Here is a 20,102-nt window from a genome sequence, read left to right on the forward strand (position 1 = left end):
GCCCCCTTAGTGTTTCTCTAACCAGGCGCCGTAAAAACTCGGACGGCCGACCGCTTCAAAACTGATCCCTTTCAAATAAGGCGCGCCGGCAAACACCTGCGGTTCTTCGAAGAACGGGATCACATAGGCCTGATCGAGCAGGTAGTTTTGCGCTTCGCCGGCAATTTGCAGGCGTTTTTGTGCATCCACCTCAGAAGCGATACCCAGCAGCAATGCGTTTAGCTTGTCATCGTTGAACGTACTGTTTTTGCCCGTCCCACCTTGCTGCAACAACGCATCACGGTTGGTCGGGTAGAACTGACTTTTAATCACGTCGGGATCGGCCCGTCCCACTTCCACTACCGCCGCGGGCGTTTTTTGTGGATCCAGGTTATCGGCTACCTTGCTGCCAGCGTCGCCTGCCAGAATGTTCAGCCGCGCCCCCACGTTGCCCCACTGCTGCGAAACCAGTTGTAGCACCGCTTTGTTCTGCGGCTGCGGCAGCGATTCATAGATGTTCAGCAGCAGTTTTTTGCCGCCCTTCTCACGCAGGCCGTCGCTGCCCTTTTTCCAGCCCGCCTCATCCAACAAACGGTTGGCCAGCTCCGGGTCGAATTTCAGCTTGGCGGACAGGTCGACGAAACCGGCGGCGGAAGAGGCAATCACCGATTTGGCCTGCGGGTAGTTAACCGAGAACAGCGTATCGACGATCTGTTTGCTGTCCGTGGCGTGCAGCAACGCCTGACGCACGCGCAGATCGCTCACTAATGGGTTGTCCGGGCGGAAGGCGACGCTGTCATTGACGCCACGCGTTGGGGCCGCGTAGATAATGAAGCCCTGATCTTGCGTCTGCTTCTCGTCGTAGGCCTGGATCTGGCGGATAAAGTCCGCCTGCCCGGCCTGCAGCGCACCAATACGCACGCTGTCTTCACCGGTTACGATCACTTTAATGCTATCCAGATTAGCGCGCCCTTGCTGGGCCAGTTTGGTTGGGCCCCACCGGTAATCCTTGCGCACGCTCAGATCAACTTCGCGTCCCAGCGTCTCGCCGCTGACCACAAACGGGCCGGAACCGATAATATGGCGCGCATCGCCCAGCTCGTCATAGTTACGGTTTAAGGTGCTGAGAGAAACCAGGCCGGAACCAATGGTGGCGGTACCCTGCAAAAAACCCGGCGATGAGCGTTTGAAGTAAAATTTGACGGTTAGCGAGTCGATCACTTCGCTGCGATCGTAGTTATTGATCACCTCGGATACCGGCAAACGCCTCTCTTTGTTGCCCAAGCCATAGGTATCGAAATTCTTCGCCACTGCGTTGGCGTCCAACGGCGTACCGTCAGAGAACGTCACGCCCGGTCGCAGCTTGAACGTGTATTCAGTTTTGTCGGCGTTACTGCTCCAGGACTCGGCGAGCCACGGCTCAATCTCCAGCGTTTTGGGATTCTGGTAGGTCAGTTTGTCGGTGATTTGGTTGAGGATGCCGCCGTTGGGGTAGAAGCCGCCGGAAGGCGGATAAAGGTTGGTGTGCGCCTGCTGTTCCAGGTAGACAAGCGTGCCGCCCTGCACCGACGCCAGTGCTGGTGTCATGGCTGTCAGCAAGCCCAGTGCCACGGCTATTCCGCTGGTTAATCTATTGAAAAAGATATTAAACATCGTATGTCACGCCTTCTTTATTTCGGAATGTTATGGGTTAGATAACAAACCAAATCGGCGGTGAGTTGAACGAACTAATTTCGCTAACCAATGGTGGAAAATGCACAAGGCGACGACGGTTGGCAGAAAGGGTGTTTTGTTATAACGTATCAGAAACCAAACCGGGAGATGCAAAATGAAGATTCAGCTTTCGCTGCTGTTCCTTGGTCTGTTGGCCGGACGGGCAGACGCGTTTCAGTCCAAAGTGCCTGAACCGCAGCCAGAACAGGCGCACACAGCGGAAAATAATATTGAGAATATATTTTATGGTTTTCACGCAATGGACGCGCAAGCAGTCAACATCGGCACCTGCGCAGCGCTGCCGCAGGCGGGATGCCAGTGTGCCTTCTGCACCATGCTACGGCAGGCCGGGCCGGCAAAATAGCCGCCCGGAAAGGGTTTTAAGCCAATTCGTACTGCACAATCAGTTGCCCTTTTTTCACTTTTAGCGCAGTGATGTTGACGGTGCCGAGCGCGGCCAGCGAAGACACATGGGTACCACCGCAGCCATAGGTTGGCAACGCGCCAAACCCCACCTGACGCAGGCCATCAACCGCCACTTGCTTACGCGGTAAATCTGCCGCAATCAGCCGCGCCAGTTCCGCTTGCAGGAAATCCTGATCCAACGTTTGCGGCTCCGCGCCCGGTGCAAAGGTGATCCGCCCTTCGCCTGGCCAGTGGTGTGCCTTCACCGGTTGCCAACCACGCGTTTCACCCAACCAACCGATGAGGTGCCCGGCAGAGTGCCAACGGGTATGCAATCGGCGCAGTTCACCCTCAATCTGTACCTTCACCGGCCCTGTGGGCAAGGGTTCAGCGGTAAAATGCAGCACTTTGTCGCCCTGCTGTGCCACGCGTAATACCGGGACAGTACCAAGTTGACCGCCGTCGGCCGGTTGCCCACCGCCTTGCGGGTGGAATAGCGTGGCGTCCAGCTCTATCGCGTATCCACCCTCTTCAATCGGGGTGCAGGCCAGCACCTGCGCTTCGCCTTGTAAGTCGTCGCTGTAATAATAAAGCCGTTCGGTCATGGTTTTTCTCCTGAATAGAGAGCCTATTATATTCGTGCCATAATCAAAGGATAATCCGTCAACATTACAATGGACCTTTGCGCTGTGAGCACAAATCTCTCTCATTCGCTGCTGGCCGAAATGGCCGTATTTGTTCAGGTCGTAGAGAGCGGCAGTTTTTCCGCCGCCGCTCGCCGATTAGGCACTTCCCCTTCTGCCGCCAGCCGTAGCCTGGCCAAATTGGAACAGGCGTTGGCATTACAACTGCTGCACCGCACCACGCGCAAGCTACGCCTGAGTGAGCAAGGTGAAGAGGTGTTTCAACGCTGTCGCAGCATGCTGGACGCCGCCCAATCGGTGATGGAATTCAGCGGACGCGGAACGGTAGAGCCAGAGGGGCTGATCAGCGTCAGCGTGCCCAAGGCCGTGGGCCGCTTTGTGTTGCACCCGCATATACCGGCATTTTTACGCCGTTATCCCAAGGTGGACGTCCGCCTGCGGCTGGAAGACCGTTATATGGACTTAATTGACGATCGGGTCGATCTGGCTCTGCGCATTACCGAGCGGCCGTCACCCGGCTTGATCGGCCGGCAGTTGATGACTATCGAACACCTGCTGTGTGCCACGCCCGCCTATCTGGCGCAGCATGGCACGCCACAACACCCGCAAGATCTGGCGTACCACAGTTGCATTTACCTGGGGGAAACCCCCAACGATGCCCGCTGGAAGTTCCGACGAGCCGGTAAAACGGTAGCGGTCAATGTGCGCGGTCGCTATGCCGCTAACCATACTGGCGTAAGGTTGGATGCGGTAAAACAGCATATTGGCATTGGCAGCCTGCCGTACTTTACGGCCCGACAGGCGTTGGACAGCGGTGAGGTGGTGCAAGTACTGCCGGAATGGGACTTCCTCAGCAGTTACCACGGTGGCCTGTGGCTGTTGTATGCGCCCAATCAACACCTGCCACCCAAGCTGCGGGTGTTTATCGATTATCTGGTCGCGTGTCTGGCTAAAGAGCCACAGTTAAAGCGCCTTGCGTAGAGTGATATTGATACGGTGTGGCCCCACCAATGAATGGTAGCCCTCTTTGATCGGCATTATGCCGTGAAAACACAGGCGTGACGGACCGCCCCACACCACCACGTCGCCGTGCGCCAAGGGGATGCGCTGAGCCCGATCGCTGCGCTGCATGCCGCCGAACTGAAACACCGCCGGTAGCCCCAGTGAAACGGAGACGATCGGCGAGCCAAAATCATGCTCGTCTTTGTCCTGATGCAATGAGAGTTTGCTGCCTGGATCGTAGCGGTTCATTAAGCAAGAATCCGGGACAAAGGGGGCAAAGCCCGCCTGTTGCGCCGCTTCATCTGCCAGCGCCATCAGGATATCCGGGATCGGTGGCCAACGTTTACCGCTGCGCGAGTCACGTTCAGAATAGCGGTAGCCGCGGCTGTCGCTACTCCAGCCGTTACCGCACCAGCTCATTGCCACCGACATCACGTGGCCGCCCGGCGTGGTCATATGCCGCCAGGGTACTTGGGCGATCACCCCATTAACCGCAGCCAGCAACGCCGGGCCATGATCGCGCACAAAACCGTGCATCACTACCGCACCCGGGGCGATCTGTTCGCGCCACGGCGGCGGTACAGCGTCTTCAAAAAGATCGAGCGTCATTGTAAAACGCCTGTATTAATACACAGTATCAATTCTACCCCGTCACCGGCAATTGTCCAGTGTGATACGCAGCATTGTTGTCGGCGCTAAACTTCTCTAGAGTACCGGCAATCAAATCAATAACTTTTCAGGATGCTTGTGATCAAAGGGATAGTGCTTTCCGTCATCGCCTCGATATTGTTCGGCGTGATGTATTACTACACGTCGACCCTCACACCGCTCAACGGCGAGCAAGTCTTTGGCTGGCGGACGCTGTTGACGGTCCCCTTTTTAACGCTGTTTATGGTGTTTTCCGCCGACTGGCGCAGGGTGAACGAGACGCTACGCTGGATAAAACAACGGCCGCGCCGCCTGCTGTTTTTGCCGCTGAGCTCGGCGTTGTTGGGGGTTCAACTCTGGCTGTTTTTATGGGCACCGCTGCATGGCAAAGCGCTGGAAGTCTCGCTGGGGTATTTCCTGCTGCCACTGACAATGGTGCTTGCAGGCCGCTTGATATTCCGTGACCGGCTTTCGCTGCTGCAAAAACTGGCGGTAGCCTGCGCCATTATCGGCGTCGGTAATGAACTCTACCAGGTCGGCGGCGTCTCCTGGACCACACTGGTGGTGGCGCTGGGCTATCCGGTTTACTTTATTCTGCGCCGCCGTTTCGGCACCGATAATCTTGGTGGGTTGTGGTGTGAGCTGGCGTTGATGCTACCTGTCGCGGCCGGGTTCGCCTTCGGCGGAGACGGGCCGTTGGCGGCGCTGAGTATCAGCCCAACACTCTATTGGCAAATTCCGTTGCTGGGGGTCATCAGCGCCGCTGCGCTGATATGCTATATCCTCGCCAGCCGCCTGCTGCCGTTCAGCCTGTTCGGTCTGCTGAGCTATGTGGAACCGGTATTGCTGGTGGTAGTGGCACTGTTGCTGGGCGAGAGCATCGGCCGGGATGAATGGCTGACCTATATCCCCATCTGGCTGGCGGTGCTGTTATTGGTGTCGGAAGGTGCCCGCCATCTGTTGCGCAGAAGGCGGATCTAGCGCCTGACGTGACAGTGCAACGCACATAATTAATTGATTAAATTACAATTTATACAAACATAAAGGTTGTGACGTCGTCACCGTCTTGCCAATAACGCCCGCTGAAACGGCGGCCGATATGGCAGGACGGTGTGAGCGGTTTGAGCAGTTCTAACTCAAAGGCCTGGCGTTGTGTATCGAGTGCCACCAGCCGCGCATCGAGAAAATCAAAATAGCTGCGCACCTGCGGATACAAGGCTTTAAACAGGCTTTCTTTGGCAGAGAATACCAGCGTCAACGCATGGTTAAAGGGCAATGGCAGAGTGCGTATCACGTCGTACTCTGCTTCACTCACGATAGCGCCCCAGAGTTCTTCAGCCCGCGCAGTGGGCATATGCGTTTCGACATCTACACCTACCCCCCCCAGCCCAGGCTCCAGATGCACGGCGCAAAGCGCAGTATCCGCATTATGGCTGATAGCGCCAGCAATACCCGGTGGCCACTGCGGCGCACGGTCTTCACCGCGCAACAAGGTGAAATCAGCAAATCCCTGCGGCGCCAACAATGCCCGCGCCAAATAACGCCCGGCCAAATACTCAGCCCGCCTTTTTGGCACCGCTTTCGTTAAATGATCGGGGATCGTCATGCCTATATCAGCGAAACAGCTGTCCTGATAGTTTGCCAATAAAAATCGGCAGCGCGCGACCTGCCCCGGATAATCGTTCAGGTGCAACCATTCAATACTGGGGATAAAAGATGAGAACACGTGTCATCCATGGTGAGTACGCCGACCGCTAATTTTAGACGCCGAACCCAAGGGCAACAATGATTATTCCTCTCCCCCGCAACCGAAGGAGAGGAACGGCAGGATTACAGAATGTCTTTCATGGTTTTTTCGAAGTCGCTCCAGGCGCAGTAGCCCTGTTTATCAACGGGGCAACCTTTTAACGCCATTGTCACGCGCTGCGGCGGGGTTTTCAGCGTCAGCGGGGTGGCATTACGCAACTGATCGGAAGATTGATACACGTACTCAATCTTCAGCAAATCGCGATCGTTTTTCTTATCGTGCCAGCGCTGGAACACCAGCTTGCCGCCAATCGGCGTTTTCTCGTATTGGTGCGGCAGTTGGTACGGCTGGAACTCCATCGCCGACAGCAAGGACGCAATGTTGGAATCGTGGCCCACCAGCACCGTCACCTTCGGCGAGTCCGGCTTGCGTTCGCCAATCAATGCGCCATTGATGTAGGTCAGCAGCGGCTTGGCGACGTTCTGTGCCACCACCGGCGAGGTGAACAGCGAATCCTGATAGCCGTCCTTCAACTGCGCCAACTGCTTCCACTGCTGTGGCGTGGTGATTTTGCCCCAAGCCACCTCCTTCATCGGGAAGCCTTCGTAATATTGCAGCATAAAGGCATCCACCAGCGAGTTACCCACCCGCAACGGCCCGGCCACGCCCGGCTCTTTACCCGGTACCGCACTCATTTTGCTGACTTCTTTGGTCAGATCGCAGTGCTTGTCGGTTTTACAAGCGCTGGAGTCTTTGTAATCAATGATTTTTTCCAATTGCTTATAGGCTGCGTCCAGTTTCAACGAGGCCAGTTCGGCATTCATGGCACCCAGCGCCTTTTGATTAAATGCCTCGCTGTTGTCAGTGATGATCGGGTTGAAGGTCGGATCCATCTCCCCCATCTTGTCCTGATGATGCACGCCGACATCGCAACCCGGGAAAGCACCGTTGGTAAAGAACTGCGCGGTCGCGACCGTGCGTTGCAAGCTGTTGGCATAGACGTAAACGCTGCCGGCGGTCGGGCAGCCTTCCTGCGGCAGTAACCCGGCCTGCTTCAGCCACGCATTAAAATAGTGCCCCATATACACTTCCAACACCCCGCCCTTGGTGGTCAGCAGGCCACCCGGCGTCTCCCAGGCCGGCCAGGCTTTAGGCGTGGATTGGGCCAACACGCTGCCGTTGTTGGCCAGCGGGGCTCGCAGGTTATGGCGACTCATCACCAATACCTGTTCCAGCTGATAGTCGTTGGTTTCCGCCAGGGCAGTCCCGGTCATTAATAACGGCAAGCACAGCAATAAGGTTTTTATTTTCATCCGCAGAGGCTCCAGGATTATGATTATTTTTAATGTGTTAGCTATTGCTTCGCTATGATGGAGAGGTTAACGCTGAAAGTGTGTGATGGGCATCACAGGCACAGGTCTGCTCAGCGGCCATCCCCCGATGGCCGCTGAGAATTTAGGACATCACAGCCACAAACGCATGATTGGCCAACCGATCAACAGCAGAGCCGCGATATACACCACGCCGAGAATACCGCCCATACGCCAGTAATCTTTCGACTTCACGTAGCCACAGCCATAGATGATCACCCCTGGGCCGGTCGCATAGGGTGTCAGTACGCCCATGATACCGATCGACAACACCAGCAACATCGAGAGCTGCTCCATCGGTACCCCCGGCAAGCCTTTGCCGACAGCCAGGATCACCGGCAGCATAGTGGCGGTGTGTGCGGATAAGCTGGCAAACAGGTAGTGAGCAAAATAGAACACCAGCACCAGCGCCACTACCGTCATATTGGGCGAAAAGCCGTTCAGGTGGGTGCTCATGGTCTGGGCAAACCAGTCGATAAAACCGGAGCGCGTTAAGCCGTTGGCCATCACCACCAGCGTCGCCAGATTAACCAGTGTGTTCCAGGCGCTGGAGTATTTGGTGATCTCCTTCCAGGACACCACGTGCAGCGCCAACATCAGTGAGACCGCCAACAGGCAAACCGTTGTTGCGTCAAGCACCTTACCGCCAAACACCCACAGGCACAGGCTGAGCAGCACCAAACCAATCAGCGTGTATTCCTTGCGCGTCAACTTGCCCATTTCACCCAACGCGGTATCCGCCCAGGTCGCCACTTCGCTACTGTGGGTTACGCCCGGTTTGTACAGGTAATAGGAGATCAACGGCGCGATGATCAACAGCAACAGTCCCACCGGCAGGAACGCCAGGAACCACTGCATCCAACTGATATGCACCCCGGCAATCTTACTGACGAACTCAATCCCCAACACGTTGGGTGCGGCACCGGTAACGAACATTGAGGAACTGATGCTGGTACCCACTACCATCATCCACATCAGGTAACCGCCGATGCGGCGCGAAGAGGGATCGTTAGGGAAGGAGTCAAACAGCGGCGGCAGGTTTTTCACCACCGGGAAGACCGTACCACCGGTACGCGCAGTGTTGGATGGGGTGAAAGGTGCCAACAGGATATCGATGATCACCACCGCATAGCCAAGCGTCAGCGTTCGTTTGCCCATAAACTTAACCAAAAACAGGGCAATGCGTCGTCCCAGCCCCGTAGCTTCATACCCGAGTGCAAAAATAAACGCACCGAATACCAGCCAGACGGTGGTACTGGAGAACCCTGCCAGCCCCCATTTCAGCGCCTCTTTACCGGCTTTAAAACCGGGCTCTGCCAATTCCTGCGCACCAAACAGCACCCAGTTGGCGCTCAGCACGCTCAGGGTCACGGCGATAAAGCTGATCGCCGTCGCCGGAATAGGCTCCAGGATCATACCGACAATCATCGCCACGAAGATGGCAAAATAACGCCATGCCTGCGGCGGCATACCGTCGGGCGTGGGTATCCATAGCAGGATCGCCAACACCAGTAGAGGCGTTAGCGCTTTCCAGATTTTTTCCTTGGTTTCGGACATAAGATCCTCCTGAAGACGAGTTATTGTTTTTAGTTCGGTAACTGAGCCAGCAGCCAGGTGACGATCAACAGGTCGGCGCTGCCACCGGGGCTGAGGTTGCGTACGATGCAGTCCGTATCGAACTGCCGCAGACGCGCCATACCCTGTTCACCCTGCGCGCCCCCCTGTTGCAACAGTTCAGCGGCACGCTGTTGCAACCAGCGCAAGCCTTCGATACCGCCGCGCGAAGCCACGTTGGTGTCATCGTTGTTGGCCATTAGCCACAGCAGGCTGTCCATCAGCGCCGTCTGCTCATCGCACCCGGCAATCAGGTGCTGCAGATACAACGGCAGCGCGCCGTTAATCACCCGTTCGAAGCCGGATTCAGCCTCGCCGCGCGCACCGCTCAGGCCGTGCAGGGCAAATAACCTTTGGCCCGGGGTCTGCAATGCGTTGTGCTGTTGCAGTTCACTACTCACCAAACCGCGGCAGATTGCCGCCACTTCGGCGCACAAGGTGGCGGCGTCGATGATTTTTTGCTGCTGGGACAGGCGACCGAAAGCGGTACACAACAGGCCGAGCGAAAATACGCTGCCTTTATGGGTGTTAACGCCGCCGGTGGCCTGGAACATGTGGTTTTCGCAGGCCAAGCCGAGTGGGCGCAACCGTAGGAGCTGCTCGGCAACCGGACGACATGCATCATCACGGCCCTGACGGACAAAACGCGGCAGCCAGATGCCGATAGCGCGGGCGCTGCGGTAGAAATGGCCAATATTCATGTCCCGGTGGGCACCATTGTTATGGCGATCCACCAGCCCCGGCTTGGGTGTCAGGTTCACTTCCACCAACAGCGCACGGTAGGCGGTATGAGCGAAGCCGCTAACTGCGGGTTGAGGCGTGCAGCTGGCGTGTTCAACGGGTTGCGAGCGCATCATTGAGCATCCTTTCCATTTCTTGCAGTAACTCGTCACTGCTGTGCCGCCGCTGACGGGCGCAGATTTTGGCCGGTTGGCTGCACAACAAGCAGCGGCGTTCCGCCAATCCCAGGCTGCGACGCGACAAAATGCGTCCCTGGGTGTCCAGCACGTCGATATCCCACAAGCGGCCTATCGGCTGCTGCACCTCCAGTTGAATGGCGCAGTCCTTTACCCGTTGGGCATCGGCGTCCAGCGCCATAAAACCTTCGCAGCCGGTAGACAGCGCCAGCGTTTCTGCATGCAGGCACTGCCAGCCCTGCTGGCGCCACATTTGCTGTAGCGCCAGCCACCCCAGGTTGAAGATATTGCGCGTCAGCCCGCTGTCTTTTATCGCACCAGGCACCACCAGTGTGAGCACCAACAGTGTGGATTGATGTTGCGACAGCCAGGCCTGTTGCCGGGCCTGGCGGCATTCGCGACTGGTCAGCAGTTCCGGCAGGCTCACTGCGCGGTTGGCCGCCAGTTCGGGCGGGACACGAGACATAGGGTTACTCCGCCACCTGATGCACCACGTCGATCACCGAACCGTCGCGGTAGCGCACCACGGCCACCACCTTGTCGGTAAAGGTGATCGGCTGCGGCTCACCGGTCAGCAACAGCGCGCGCTGCCGCAGCCAGTCGATGCCAACCACCGGCAGCCCGGCCTCTTGCAGCCGCTGTGCCAGCTCCGGTCGCGCCGGGTTAACGGCAATACCGTGATCGGTAACCAAAATGTCAATGCTGGAACCCGGCGTCACACAGGTGGTCACCTGCTCTACCAGCGTTGGGATGCGGCCACGTACCAGCGGCGCCACGATGATTGCCAGCCGAGCAGCCGCGGCGGTGTCGCAGTGACCGCCGGAGGCGCCACGCAGCACGCCGTCGGAGCCCGTCAGCACGTTGACGTTAAAGCCAGTGTCGATTTCCAATGCGCTCAGCACCACCACGTCAAGCCGATCGACCGAGGCCCCCTTCGAGCTGAAATTGGCGTATTGGTTGGCGCTGATTTCGATATGATTCGGGTTACGCGCTAACGACATCGCCGCCGCGCGGTCAAAGCTCTGCACGTCCAGCAATTTGGCGATCAGCCCTTTTTCATGCAAATCCACCATGGTCGACGTGATGCCACCGAGCGCAAAACCCGCCCGCACGCCGCGTGCGCGCATTTTGTCTTCCAGAAAACGCGTCACCGCCAATGAGGCACCGCCGGTACCCGTTTGCAGCGAGAACCCTTCCGTAAAGTAGCCGGAGCCGGCGATGACCTCAGCGGCACGGCGGGCAATCAGCAATTCACGCGGGTTGGAGGTCATCCGCGTCGCGTCAGCACCAATCTTGTCGGCATCGCCCACTCGCTCGAGTTGCACGATCAGATCAACCCGATCCTGCGCCAGGCTGGCCGGATGATGCGGGTATGGCACGATTTTTTCAGTGAGTAGCACTACGGTGCCCCCAGCGTCGGCATCCACTTTGGCGTAGCCCAGCGAGCCGCAGCAGGCTTCGCCGCTGTAGCCATTGGCATTGCCGAATTCATCGCACGCCGGCACGCCGAGGAAAGCGACATCTATCGTTAACTCACCGGATTCGATCAGGTTTACCCGGCCACCGTGAGAGTGGATTTGCACCGGCTCGGCCAGCAGGCCGCGTGAAATGGCATCCGCCAGCGGACCGCGCAGGCCGGAGGTGTAAATACGGTTCACCACGCCATTACGGATATGACCCACCAGCGGCGCATGGCATTCGCTCAGCGAGCTGGAGGCCAGCGTCAGGTTACGAAAGCCCATCGCCGCCAGCGTTTCCATGACCTGATTCAACGCCAGATCGCCGCCGCGAAACGCATGGTGGAAAGAAATGGTCATGCCGTCCTGCAAACCGCTGCGGCGCACCGCCTGTTCCAGCGTGTCGCAGCGTTTGATATCACGCGGCTTGCGCGCCTGTTGGTTGGCCTTGGAGACATCCTGATAGCAGCGAAGATCCGCCAGGTTATTCAGAGTCATCAGTCGTTGTTGACGTTTCATTATGCTTCCTCTCCGTGCTGAGCCGACGCTTCGCGAATGCCGGAAAGCGCTGCGCGCTGCAACACCAGCCGCGCACGTCCAATCACCGGGCTGTCGACCATTTTGCCGTTGAGCGACACCACCCCGCGCCCTTCTTGTTCTGCCGCTGCGGCGGCATCCACCACCCGCTGGGCATGGGCCACTTCTTTGGCCGTAGGCGCATACAGGTTGTGCAGCAGTTCAATCTGCCGAGGGTTAATCAGAGATTTGCCGTCGAAGCCAAGCTGTTTGATCAACGCCGCTTCCTGCAAGAAACCCGCCTCGTTATTGGCGTCGGAATACACGGTGTCGAAGGCCTGAATACCGGCAGCCCGTGCCGCCTGCAGCAGCGAGCAGCGCGCAAACAGCAGTTCAATACCCTCTGGCGAACGTTCGGTACGCAAATTACGCACGTAGTCTTCCGCCCCCAGCGCGATGCCTATCAGGCGTGGCGAAGCATGGGCAATGGCCACCGCCTGAGTGATACCCGCCGCCGATTCAATCGCCGCCAGCAGACCGGTACTGCCCATCGGGCGGCCGCAATCGGCCTCGATAGCCGCAATTTCACGGTCCATGTCCACCACGTCTTGTGCACTGTCCGTTTTCGGCAGGCGCACGATGTCCGCCCCGCCGCGCACCACCGCCTGTAAATCCGCCAGCCCATAGGCAGAATCCAGTGCATTAACGCGCACTATGGTTTCCACTTCCTGATACAGCGGGTGTTGCAACGCGTGATACACCAGCCGCCGTGCCGCGTCCTTTTCGCGCAGAATCACCGAGTCTTCCAGATCAAACATCAGCGCGTCGGCCTGATAGATAAAGGCGTTGCTTACCATCGCCGCATTGGCGCCGGGCACGAACAGCATGCTGCGGCGCACGCGGTGTTTATTCAGCGTTTTCATTGCGCACCCCCCACGGCAATTGACCATTGTCACTGGCGCGCATCAGCGCGGTTTCCAGCCGGGCCCGCAGCACGCAGTCCAGTGCGCCTTTGTCGTCAACCATTACCTGCACCGGCTCCACCTGGTAGTGCTGCAACACCTCCAGCAGCGTTTGTCGAATGGCTTCACCGAACTGTTTTTCCACGCTGCTGGCGATCAGCAGATCGTGTTCCGGCCCCTCTGCGGGCGCGATGCGTACCATGACATCACTGGATTCCAGCGTGCCGGCCATTGCTTCTCGGATAATTTTCATCTTTCACCTGATTGTGCGGATTCAAAGGGTTTTGCCGCCGGTTTGGCCCGGCGCTGCGTTTGCAAATCTTGCAGGTAGTAAAGGGTGTCTGGCGGAACCAGCGGCGCGGCAGCGTGAAAGTCGCCCGCGGCCAGCAGTTTGCGGACCCAAGAGGCGGAGATCGCCACGCCCTGATATTGCAAACGCTCAATTTCTACCAGCGTGATAGGCGGGCTGGGCAAGGCTGGGGTTTCAAGCCAGTAGCGCATATCGCGGTTGTATTTTGCGGTGACGGCGCAGAAGGGTTCGTTGCCGACAAAACGGTGGGTGATACCCAGCGCGGGTGCCAGATACTGACGAAAGATCTTCAGATCGATTTCGGTGTAGCAGTCGTCGGCAATGCCCTGATCTTTAATGAAGTAACAGGGGAATGTGGCACGTGAAATGACGTACTGGGAGCCTTCATGCACGGTCAGATTGGGAATGTCCGCCGTGCCCGCCAACACCAACCGCCGTCTGTCTTCGTAGCTGAAACGTGAGGTGTCTTCCTTCACTAAAAACAGGTGCAGCCAGTCGCACTTTTCTGCCGCCTTGCGCACCAAATATTGATGCCCACGCGTAAAGGGGTTGGCGTTCATTACGATGCTGCCAAGGGTATTGCCCGGCCGACGCTGCTCTGCCAACTGTGCTGCATAGCGTTTTAAACGGCACGGGCTATTTTCCATCAACACCACGATGCCCGGCACCTGGGCAATCGGGTAGAAACCACACTGGCGGAACAGCGGCTCATTTTGTATTTTGGTGTAGATAAACAGTTGGGTGTGATGGCGTTCATACGCCAGATTCACCAGCTCGGTTGCCAGCGTCAGCCCCAGCCCTTCACCGCGCATTTGCGGGCTGATGGCGACGCATTTGATAATATTGTCTGCAATGCCGCCGCAGGCGACCAACTTATCGTTTTGCGTAACGGTAATAAATATTTCAACCGTGGTGTCAATATTCAGATCGTTACTGCGCAGGAAAGCATTAATCTGCGCGATACTTTTGTGATCTGACCTTTTGACTCGATTAAATACGGTGTCGCCCAACATAACACGCTCTCTGGGTTAACTATTAAATAACAAAAAAAATACAAAAAATAATGTGAATTAACATTTTTAAAGGCAATTAAAACCTTAAAAACCATGAAGATAAAATCATAAGAAGCATTTAATAAAACAATGGTAAACAGAAAAAAATAGCGAATTATTGACCTATTTCACAAACACCTTCCGGTTAATAAGTTATTTAATGTTCTTTATTTACTTAATTATTTTTATGGTGTTTATTACTGAGAAAATCTTTATTTGATGGTGCAATTCACTTACATTTACTTAGCATATTTATTTCAATCGTAGGTTGACTATGGAATGGTTGAACATACTGATCGTTGAAGATGAAACGCCGTTGGCGGAGATGCATGCAGAATTTATCCGGCAGAACGGCGGTTGCCGGCAAATCTGGCTGGCCGGCACCCTGGCGCAGGCCCGCATGATGACCGACCGCTTCAAACCGGATCTGATCCTGCTGGATAATTTCCTGCCTGATGGCCAGGGTATTGAGCTACTGCGCGAACTGACGCTGAACGGGTATACCGGCGGTATCGTATTTATCACCGCCGCCAGCGATATGGACACCGTCGCCGAAGCATTACGCCATGGGGTGTTTGACTACCTGATCAAACCGCTGGCCTATGATCGTCTGACCCACACGCTGGTACGCTTTAGCCAGCGGCATCAGGCGCTGAAGGATAAGGCACGCCTTAATCAACGTCGTATCGATCAGATGTTCAATACCTATGCCCGTGGTGAGCCTCAGACGGCATTGCCGGCGGGCATCGATGAGTTGACGCTGGTTAAAATCCGCGCCTTGTTTGAGACGCCTTCGGAGAGCCACACGGCTGAAAGCGTTGCGCAAAAAATGGGGTTAAGCCGCACAACTGCACGCCGCTATCTGGAGTTTTGCACCGCCAGACAGCAGCTACGCGCAGAAATCATTTACGGCAAGGTGGGCCGCCCACAGCGGATTTACCGTTTGCCGCCCCCTGAATAAGCGGTTATTTGATCGGCCCTGCAAGCTTGAATGTAACCGCTTTACTTTTTTGGTACTCCTCAGCATCTTATTTGGCATGATGTCCCTCTAAACCGCCGACAGGACGATCGCCGATGAGTGCACTGCCCCCGCCTTCCCTGAAAGACCTTATTGCCCGCCGTGACTGGCAAAATCCGGCCTGCACCCATTATCAACGGCTGGCTGCGCACCCGCCTTTTGCGAGCTGGCGCGATCTGAACGCGGCGCGTGACGATAGCCCCAGCAACAGCCAGAAAACGCTGAACGGCGCCTGGCACTTTAGCTATTTCACCCGCCCACAGGCGGTGCCCGAAGCCTGGCTGCGGCAGGATCTGAGCAACGCTGACCGGATTAACGTCCCATCCAACTGGCAGCTTGCCGGTTATGACGCGCCAATCTATACCAACGTGCGTTATCCCATTCCGGTTAATCCGCCGCTAGTGCCGGAACAGAACCCGACTGGCTGCTATTCCAGGCTCTTTACGGTTGAACCCGCTTGGTTGGCTGAAGGACAAACGCGCATAGTTTTTGACGGCGTTAACTCGGCGTTTTATCTGTGGTGCAACGGCCATTGGGTTGGTTATTCACAAGACAGCCGCCTGCCCGCCGAGTTTGACCTCAGCCCCTGGCTGCAGGCGGGCGAAAACCGGCTAGCGGTGATGGTGTTGCGCTGGTGCGACGGTAGCTATTTGGAAGATCAGGACATGTGGCGCATGAGCGGGATTTTCCGCGACGTTACCCTGCTGCATAAGCCGGCCACGCATCTGAGCGATATTCGCATTACCACCCCGCTTTACGACAGTTTTCGCCGTGGCGAACTGGTGGCAGAAGTACAGGTCAATCGACCCACGCAGCACCGGGTGCAGTTGCAGCTATGGCGCAATGGCCAGCTCGTGGGGGAGAAAACCCAGGCGTTCGGCAGCGAGATTATCGACGAACGGGGTGCCTATGACGATCGCACCACTCTGCGCTTGCCGGTAGAACAACCGGCGTTATGGAGCGCGGAAAGCCCCACGCTGTACCGTGCAACGCTTGCTCTGCTGTCGGCGGAAGGGGAAATCATCGAGGTAGAAGCTTACGACGTCGGCTTCCGTCAGGTAGACATCAGCAATGGCCTGCTGAAACTTAACGGGCAGCCGTTATTGATCCGCGGAACCAATCGCCATGAACATCATCCGCAGCACGGTCAGGTCATGGATGAGGCATTGATGCGCCATGACATTCTGTTAATGAAACAGCACAATTTCAATGCGGTGCGTTGTTCACACTACCCGAACCACCCGCTTTGGTACCGCTTGTGCGACCGCTATGGGTTGTATGTGGTTGACGAAGCCAATATTGAAACCCACGGCATGCAGCCAATGAACCGGTTGTCTGACGATCCGCTGTGGCTACCGGCAATGAGCGAACGTGTAACGCGTATGGTGCAGCGGGATCGTAACCACCCTTGCATCATTATCTGGTCGCTGGGCAACGAGTCTGGGCACGGCAGCAACCATGACGCGCTCTACCGCTGGGTGAAAAGCCAGGATCCCACCCGCCCGGTACAATACGAAGGTGGCGGAGCCAACAGTGCCGCAACAGATATTCTCTGCCCAATGTATGCCCGCGTGGATCAGGATCAACCTTTCCCTGCCGTACCCAAATGGTCGATCAAGAAGTGGATCGGCCTGCCGGATGAACACCGTCCTTTGATCCTGTGTGAATACGCCCATGCGATGGGCAACAGTTTCGGCGGTTTTGACCGCTACTGGCAGGCGTTCCGTCAGTATCCGCGTTTACAAGGGGGCTTCGTTTGGGATTGGGTCGATCAGGCGCTCACTCGCCGTGATGAAAACGGTGAGGAATACTGGGCTTACGGCGGCGACTTTGGCGATACGCCGAACGATCGACAATTCTGCCTTAATGGGCTGGTATTCCCCGATCGCACACCACACCCTGCGCTGTTTGAAGCGCAACGGGCGCAGCAATTTTTCCAATTTACCTTCGACGCCAATACGCTGACGCTGACCGTCAGCAGCGAGTATCTGTTCCGCCATACCGATAATGAACGCCTGAACTGGCGGCTGGAGCTGGATGGCACAGAGCGTGCCAGCGGCAGCCTTGATCTCTCCTTACCCCCGCAGGGCAGCGCCAGCATTCACCTGATCGACCGTTTGCCGATGCTTCATCAACCCGGTGAACTGTGGCTGAATGTGGAAGTGGTGCAACCGCAAGCTACCGACTGGTCCGAAGCGAACCACCGCTGCGCCTGGGATCAATGGTTGGTCCCCCGCACATTGCATATTCCACCGGTCGCACCGAACGGCGTAGCCCCACAGCTCAGCCAAAATGACCAGACGATCGACATCAGCCATGGCAGCCAACGCTGGCAGTTTACACGCGACAACGGCTGTTTAACCCAGTGGTGGCAACACGGCAGCCCACTATTGCTGACCCCGCTGCGCGATAATTTTATCCGCGCACCGCTGGATAATGACATCGGCATCAGCGAAGTCGAACGTATTGATCCCAACGCCTGGGTCGAACGTTGGAAGCTGGCGGGAATGTACCGTCTGGAGGAGCACTGCACGCTGCTACAGGCCGATCGCTTGAGTGACAGCGTGCGCGTGGTGAGCGAACATCGGTTTGGGGTTGATGGGCAAACGCTGTTATGCAGCCGCAAGCAGTGGCTGTTCGACAGCCAAGGCGTGCTCAGCGTCAGTGTCGACGTCGATATCGCCGCCAGCCTGCCACCACCGGCACGTATTGGCCTGAATTGCCAACTGGCAGACATCCACCCGCAGGCACAATGGTTGGGCCTTGGGCCACATGAGAACTACCCGGATCGTCGCCTCGCCGCGCAGTTTGGCCGTTGGCAACTGCCGCTGGCAGACCTGCACACGCCATACATCTTCCCCGGTGAAAACGGCATGCGCTGTGACACCCGTAACCTGCAGTATGGCAACTGGCAGATTGATGGGCTGTTCCACTTCTCTCTCAGCCGCTATGGCCTGCGCCAGTTGATGGCGTGCAGCCACCAGCACCTGCTAAAGCCGGAAGCCGGTACCTGGCTGAATCTGGACGGCGTTCATATGGGGGTTGGCGGCGACGATTCCTGGAGCCCGAGTGTCAATGCCGATTACCTGCTTGACCGCAGCCATTACCACTATCAACTGCGTCTAAAACGCGCAGAATAGGGCTAAATCTGCTAAAACCTCAACGGGTTGCGCATTCTGTAAGCAAACAGTCACAGAATGCGTAATCCACCTTTGACATGCTGCCGACACCCCGTTATGATTCCGGCCGTTCACACGATTCCTCTGTAGTTCAGTCGGTAGAACGGCGGACTGTTAATCCGTATGTCACTGGTTCGAGTCCAGTCAGAGGAGCCAAATTTAGAGAAGCCCGCTTAGAAAACTAAGCGGGCTTTTTGCTTTTGTTTTTTTGAATGGCAGCTTTGAGCGAGAAGCGGACGCCCGCATAGCGTAAACAGGCGTCCGATATTTTGAAGTGGGCAGATTAATTAACCCGCTTCCCCGATTCGTCAATGACCTTCTCGCCATCCTCTTTGGTAAACGCTCCTTTCTGGCCTTCCGGTAGAATATCCAGCACTATTTCTGAAGGGCGGCAAAGACGAGTGCCAAGCGGCGTAACGACAACCGGCCGATTAATCAGGATCGGATGTTGAAGCATGAAATCAATCAACTGCTCATCACTAAATTTCTCTTCATCAAGACCCAAGTGTTCATAAGACTCAACATTCTTACGCAGTAATACACGCACCGTAGTTCCCATATCTGAAATAAGTTTAATCAGCTCATCACAGGTCGGTGGCATATCGAGATAATAAATTATCGTCGGTTCGTTGCCGTTGTTACGGATCATCTACAGCGTGTTGCGTGAGGTGCCACAGGCCGGGTTGTGATAGATGGTAATGTTGCTCATATTAGTATCTCATTACAAAGTGACAGAGAGCCGCCACGCCAGCGCGGCCAGAGTGACAAACAGCACCGTCGGCATATTGTTCATCACTGATGAGAGAAATGCCGTCAAGAAGCCGGTGCCGAACATCGCTGCCCATAACCCCTTGTCTGCCAGCAGATTCAGCACGCCAGACAGGTACTCCGTGAACCCTGCATTGCGCAGGCCATAGACCACGAGGTACATGCCCAGTGAGAAAATAACGATCTGCCATGGCGCACCGCGCAGGACTTTTCCGGTGTTGATGGAATGACCTCTTTTCGCCACCACAAACAGCACTGCTGCGCCAGCCGCCGCTATCGCACTGATCAGGATTCCCAGCGGCTCCAGAACAAAGAAACCAACAAGCAGCAATAACAGGACAATCCAGCCCGCCCTGAAGGTTGCCGGATCCTTGATCGCACTGGTAGGCGTCTTCAGCAGCGAAACTTAATACGTTGCCGGAATATCCCTGCGGAAGAAGAGATGCAGCATGATCAGCGTGGCCGCAATCGCTGCCGCATCTACGGGGATCATAACGGAGGCGTACTGCGCAAAGCCCTGACAGAAGAAGTCCGCCGAGACGATATTCACCAGGTTAGAAACAATGAGCGGCAGGCTGGCCGTATCTGCAATAAATCCTGCAGCCATGACAAAGGCCAGTGTCGTGCCCTGGCTGAACCCCAATGCGAGCAGCATCGCAATCACAATCGGCGTCAGGATCAGCGCGGCGCCGTCATTGGCAAACAACGCAGCAACAGCGGCACCGAGCAAGACTATCAAGGTGAACAGCGCTCTAGGCAGGAACTTTGTCGTAGATAGAGTCTTCAGCCATCAACACTGTA

18 protein-coding genes, 1 tRNA gene and 1 pseudogene are annotated in these 20,102 nt (G+C 56.5%); 6 read left to right on the forward strand and 14 right to left on the reverse strand.

Annotated features, from left to right (window positions below):
* Positions 1-6 precede the first annotated feature (6 nt).
* Positions 7-1,566: a TIGR04028 family ABC transporter substrate-binding protein gene (locus AC2FC2_RS17930; protein ID WP_490659701.1), complete on the reverse strand. Its 1,560-nt coding sequence runs from the start codon at positions 1,564-1,566 to the stop codon at positions 7-9.
* A gap of 241 nt (positions 1,567-1,807) precedes the next feature.
* On the opposite strand from AC2FC2_RS17930, the gene AC2FC2_RS17935 reads away from it, so the two are divergent.
* A complete protein-coding gene (locus AC2FC2_RS17935; protein WP_490659654.1) occupies positions 1,808-2,056 on the forward strand; it encodes a hypothetical protein in 249 nt (82 codons plus the stop codon).
* Positions 2,057-2,072: 16 nt separating this feature from the next.
* Here the strand turns inward: AC2FC2_RS17935 and AC2FC2_RS17940 are convergent, their stop codons facing one another.
* Positions 2,073-2,702, reverse strand: a complete 630-nt coding sequence (locus AC2FC2_RS17940; protein WP_209635923.1) for an alanyl-tRNA editing protein — start codon at positions 2,700-2,702, stop codon at positions 2,073-2,075.
* Positions 2,703-2,786: 84 nt separating this feature from the next.
* Here AC2FC2_RS17940 and AC2FC2_RS17945 point away from each other — a divergent pair, with 84 nt between their 5' ends.
* Positions 2,787-3,722 carry a LysR family transcriptional regulator gene (locus AC2FC2_RS17945; protein ID WP_490659655.1) on the forward strand — a complete coding sequence of 312 codons (936 nt, stop codon included), beginning with the start codon at positions 2,787-2,789 and terminating at the stop codon, positions 3,720-3,722.
* Here the strand turns inward: AC2FC2_RS17945 and alkB are convergent.
* Positions 3,705-4,352: a DNA oxidative demethylase AlkB gene (gene alkB, locus AC2FC2_RS17950; RefSeq protein WP_209635927.1), complete on the reverse strand. Its 648-nt coding sequence runs from the start codon at positions 4,350-4,352 to the stop codon at positions 3,705-3,707. The genes AC2FC2_RS17945 and alkB overlap by 18 nt on opposite strands.
* 138 nt (positions 4,353-4,490) lie before the next feature.
* Between alkB and rarD the strand changes: the two genes are divergently transcribed.
* The gene (gene rarD / locus AC2FC2_RS17955; protein ID WP_209635930.1) at positions 4,491-5,372 is read left to right on the forward strand and encodes an EamA family transporter RarD; all 882 of its coding nucleotides are present in this window, start codon (positions 4,491-4,493) and stop codon (positions 5,370-5,372) included.
* A 49-nt stretch (positions 5,373-5,421) separates the two neighbouring features.
* Here the strand turns inward: rarD and AC2FC2_RS17960 are convergent, their stop codons facing one another.
* From AC2FC2_RS17960 to citC, 9 genes are all read right to left on the reverse strand, one after another.
* Entirely contained in the window at positions 5,422-6,117 is a 696-nt protein-coding gene (locus AC2FC2_RS17960) for a 4'-phosphopantetheinyl transferase family protein (protein ID WP_490659656.1), read from the reverse strand.
* A gap of 104 nt (positions 6,118-6,221) precedes the next feature.
* On the reverse strand, positions 6,222-7,451 hold the full coding sequence (agp, locus tag AC2FC2_RS17965; protein WP_490659657.1) for a bifunctional glucose-1-phosphatase/inositol phosphatase: 1,230 nt from the start codon (positions 7,449-7,451) through the stop codon (positions 6,222-6,224).
* A gap of 150 nt (positions 7,452-7,601) precedes the next feature.
* Complete coding sequence (locus AC2FC2_RS17970; protein ID WP_209635936.1) at positions 7,602-9,065, reverse strand: anion permease; 1,464 nt, start codon at positions 9,063-9,065, stop codon at positions 7,602-7,604.
* A gap of 29 nt (positions 9,066-9,094) precedes the next feature.
* Positions 9,095-9,976 (reverse strand): triphosphoribosyl-dephospho-CoA synthase CitG, encoded by an 882-nt coding sequence (citG, locus tag AC2FC2_RS17975; protein ID WP_490659702.1) that lies wholly within the window; start codon positions 9,974-9,976, stop codon positions 9,095-9,097.
* Positions 9,957-10,505, reverse strand: coding sequence for a citrate lyase holo-[acyl-carrier protein] synthase (gene citX / locus AC2FC2_RS17980; RefSeq protein ID WP_265554155.1), 549 nt, complete (start codon positions 10,503-10,505; stop codon positions 9,957-9,959). Before citX ends, citG begins: the two co-directional genes overlap by 20 nt.
* Positions 10,506-10,509: 4 nt before the next feature.
* On the reverse strand, positions 10,510-12,015 hold the full coding sequence (gene citF / locus AC2FC2_RS17985; RefSeq protein WP_490659658.1) for a citrate lyase subunit alpha: 1,506 nt from the start codon (positions 12,013-12,015) through the stop codon (positions 10,510-10,512).
* Positions 12,015-12,935, reverse strand: a complete 921-nt coding sequence (locus AC2FC2_RS17990; protein ID WP_490659659.1) for an aldolase/citrate lyase family protein — start codon at positions 12,933-12,935, stop codon at positions 12,015-12,017. The genes citF and AC2FC2_RS17990 overlap by 1 nt, the downstream gene beginning before the upstream one ends.
* Entirely contained in the window at positions 12,919-13,227 is a 309-nt protein-coding gene (citD, locus tag AC2FC2_RS17995; protein WP_209635944.1) for a citrate lyase acyl carrier protein, read from the reverse strand. The genes AC2FC2_RS17990 and citD overlap by 17 nt, the downstream gene beginning before the upstream one ends.
* Positions 13,224-14,297: a [citrate (pro-3S)-lyase] ligase gene (citC, locus tag AC2FC2_RS18000; RefSeq protein WP_209635946.1), complete on the reverse strand. Its 1,074-nt coding sequence runs from the start codon at positions 14,295-14,297 to the stop codon at positions 13,224-13,226. The genes citD and citC overlap by 4 nt, the downstream gene beginning before the upstream one ends.
* A 313-nt stretch (positions 14,298-14,610) precedes the next feature.
* Between citC and dpiA the strand changes: the two genes are divergently transcribed.
* The 3 genes from dpiA (at position 14,611) to AC2FC2_RS18015 (ending at position 18,689) form a co-directional block, all read left to right on the forward strand.
* Positions 14,611-15,297 (forward strand): two-component response regulator DpiA, encoded by a 687-nt coding sequence (gene dpiA / locus AC2FC2_RS18005; protein WP_209635947.1) that lies wholly within the window; start codon positions 14,611-14,613, stop codon positions 15,295-15,297.
* A gap of 113 nt (positions 15,298-15,410) precedes the next feature.
* Positions 15,411-18,494 (forward strand): beta-galactosidase, encoded by a 3,084-nt coding sequence (locus AC2FC2_RS18010; protein ID WP_490659660.1) that lies wholly within the window; start codon positions 15,411-15,413, stop codon positions 18,492-18,494.
* Positions 18,495-18,613: 119 nt separating this feature from the next.
* Positions 18,614-18,689 (forward strand) — tRNA-Asn (locus tag AC2FC2_RS18015).
* Positions 18,690-18,816: 127 nt separating this feature from the next.
* Here the strand turns inward: AC2FC2_RS18015 and AC2FC2_RS18020 are convergent.
* Entirely contained in the window at positions 18,817-19,182 is a 366-nt protein-coding gene (locus tag AC2FC2_RS18020) for an ArsC/Spx/MgsR family protein (RefSeq protein ID WP_265554165.1), read from the reverse strand.
* 105 nt (positions 19,183-19,287) lie between these two features.
* Positions 19,288-20,055 (reverse strand): annotated as a pseudogene (locus tag AC2FC2_RS18025) (ArsB/NhaD family transporter); the annotation flags it as partial.
* Between the last annotated feature and the right edge of the window lie 47 nt (positions 20,056-20,102).

It is taken from the genome of Serratia sp. CoH_122_TC_1, from assembly GCF_058191755.1.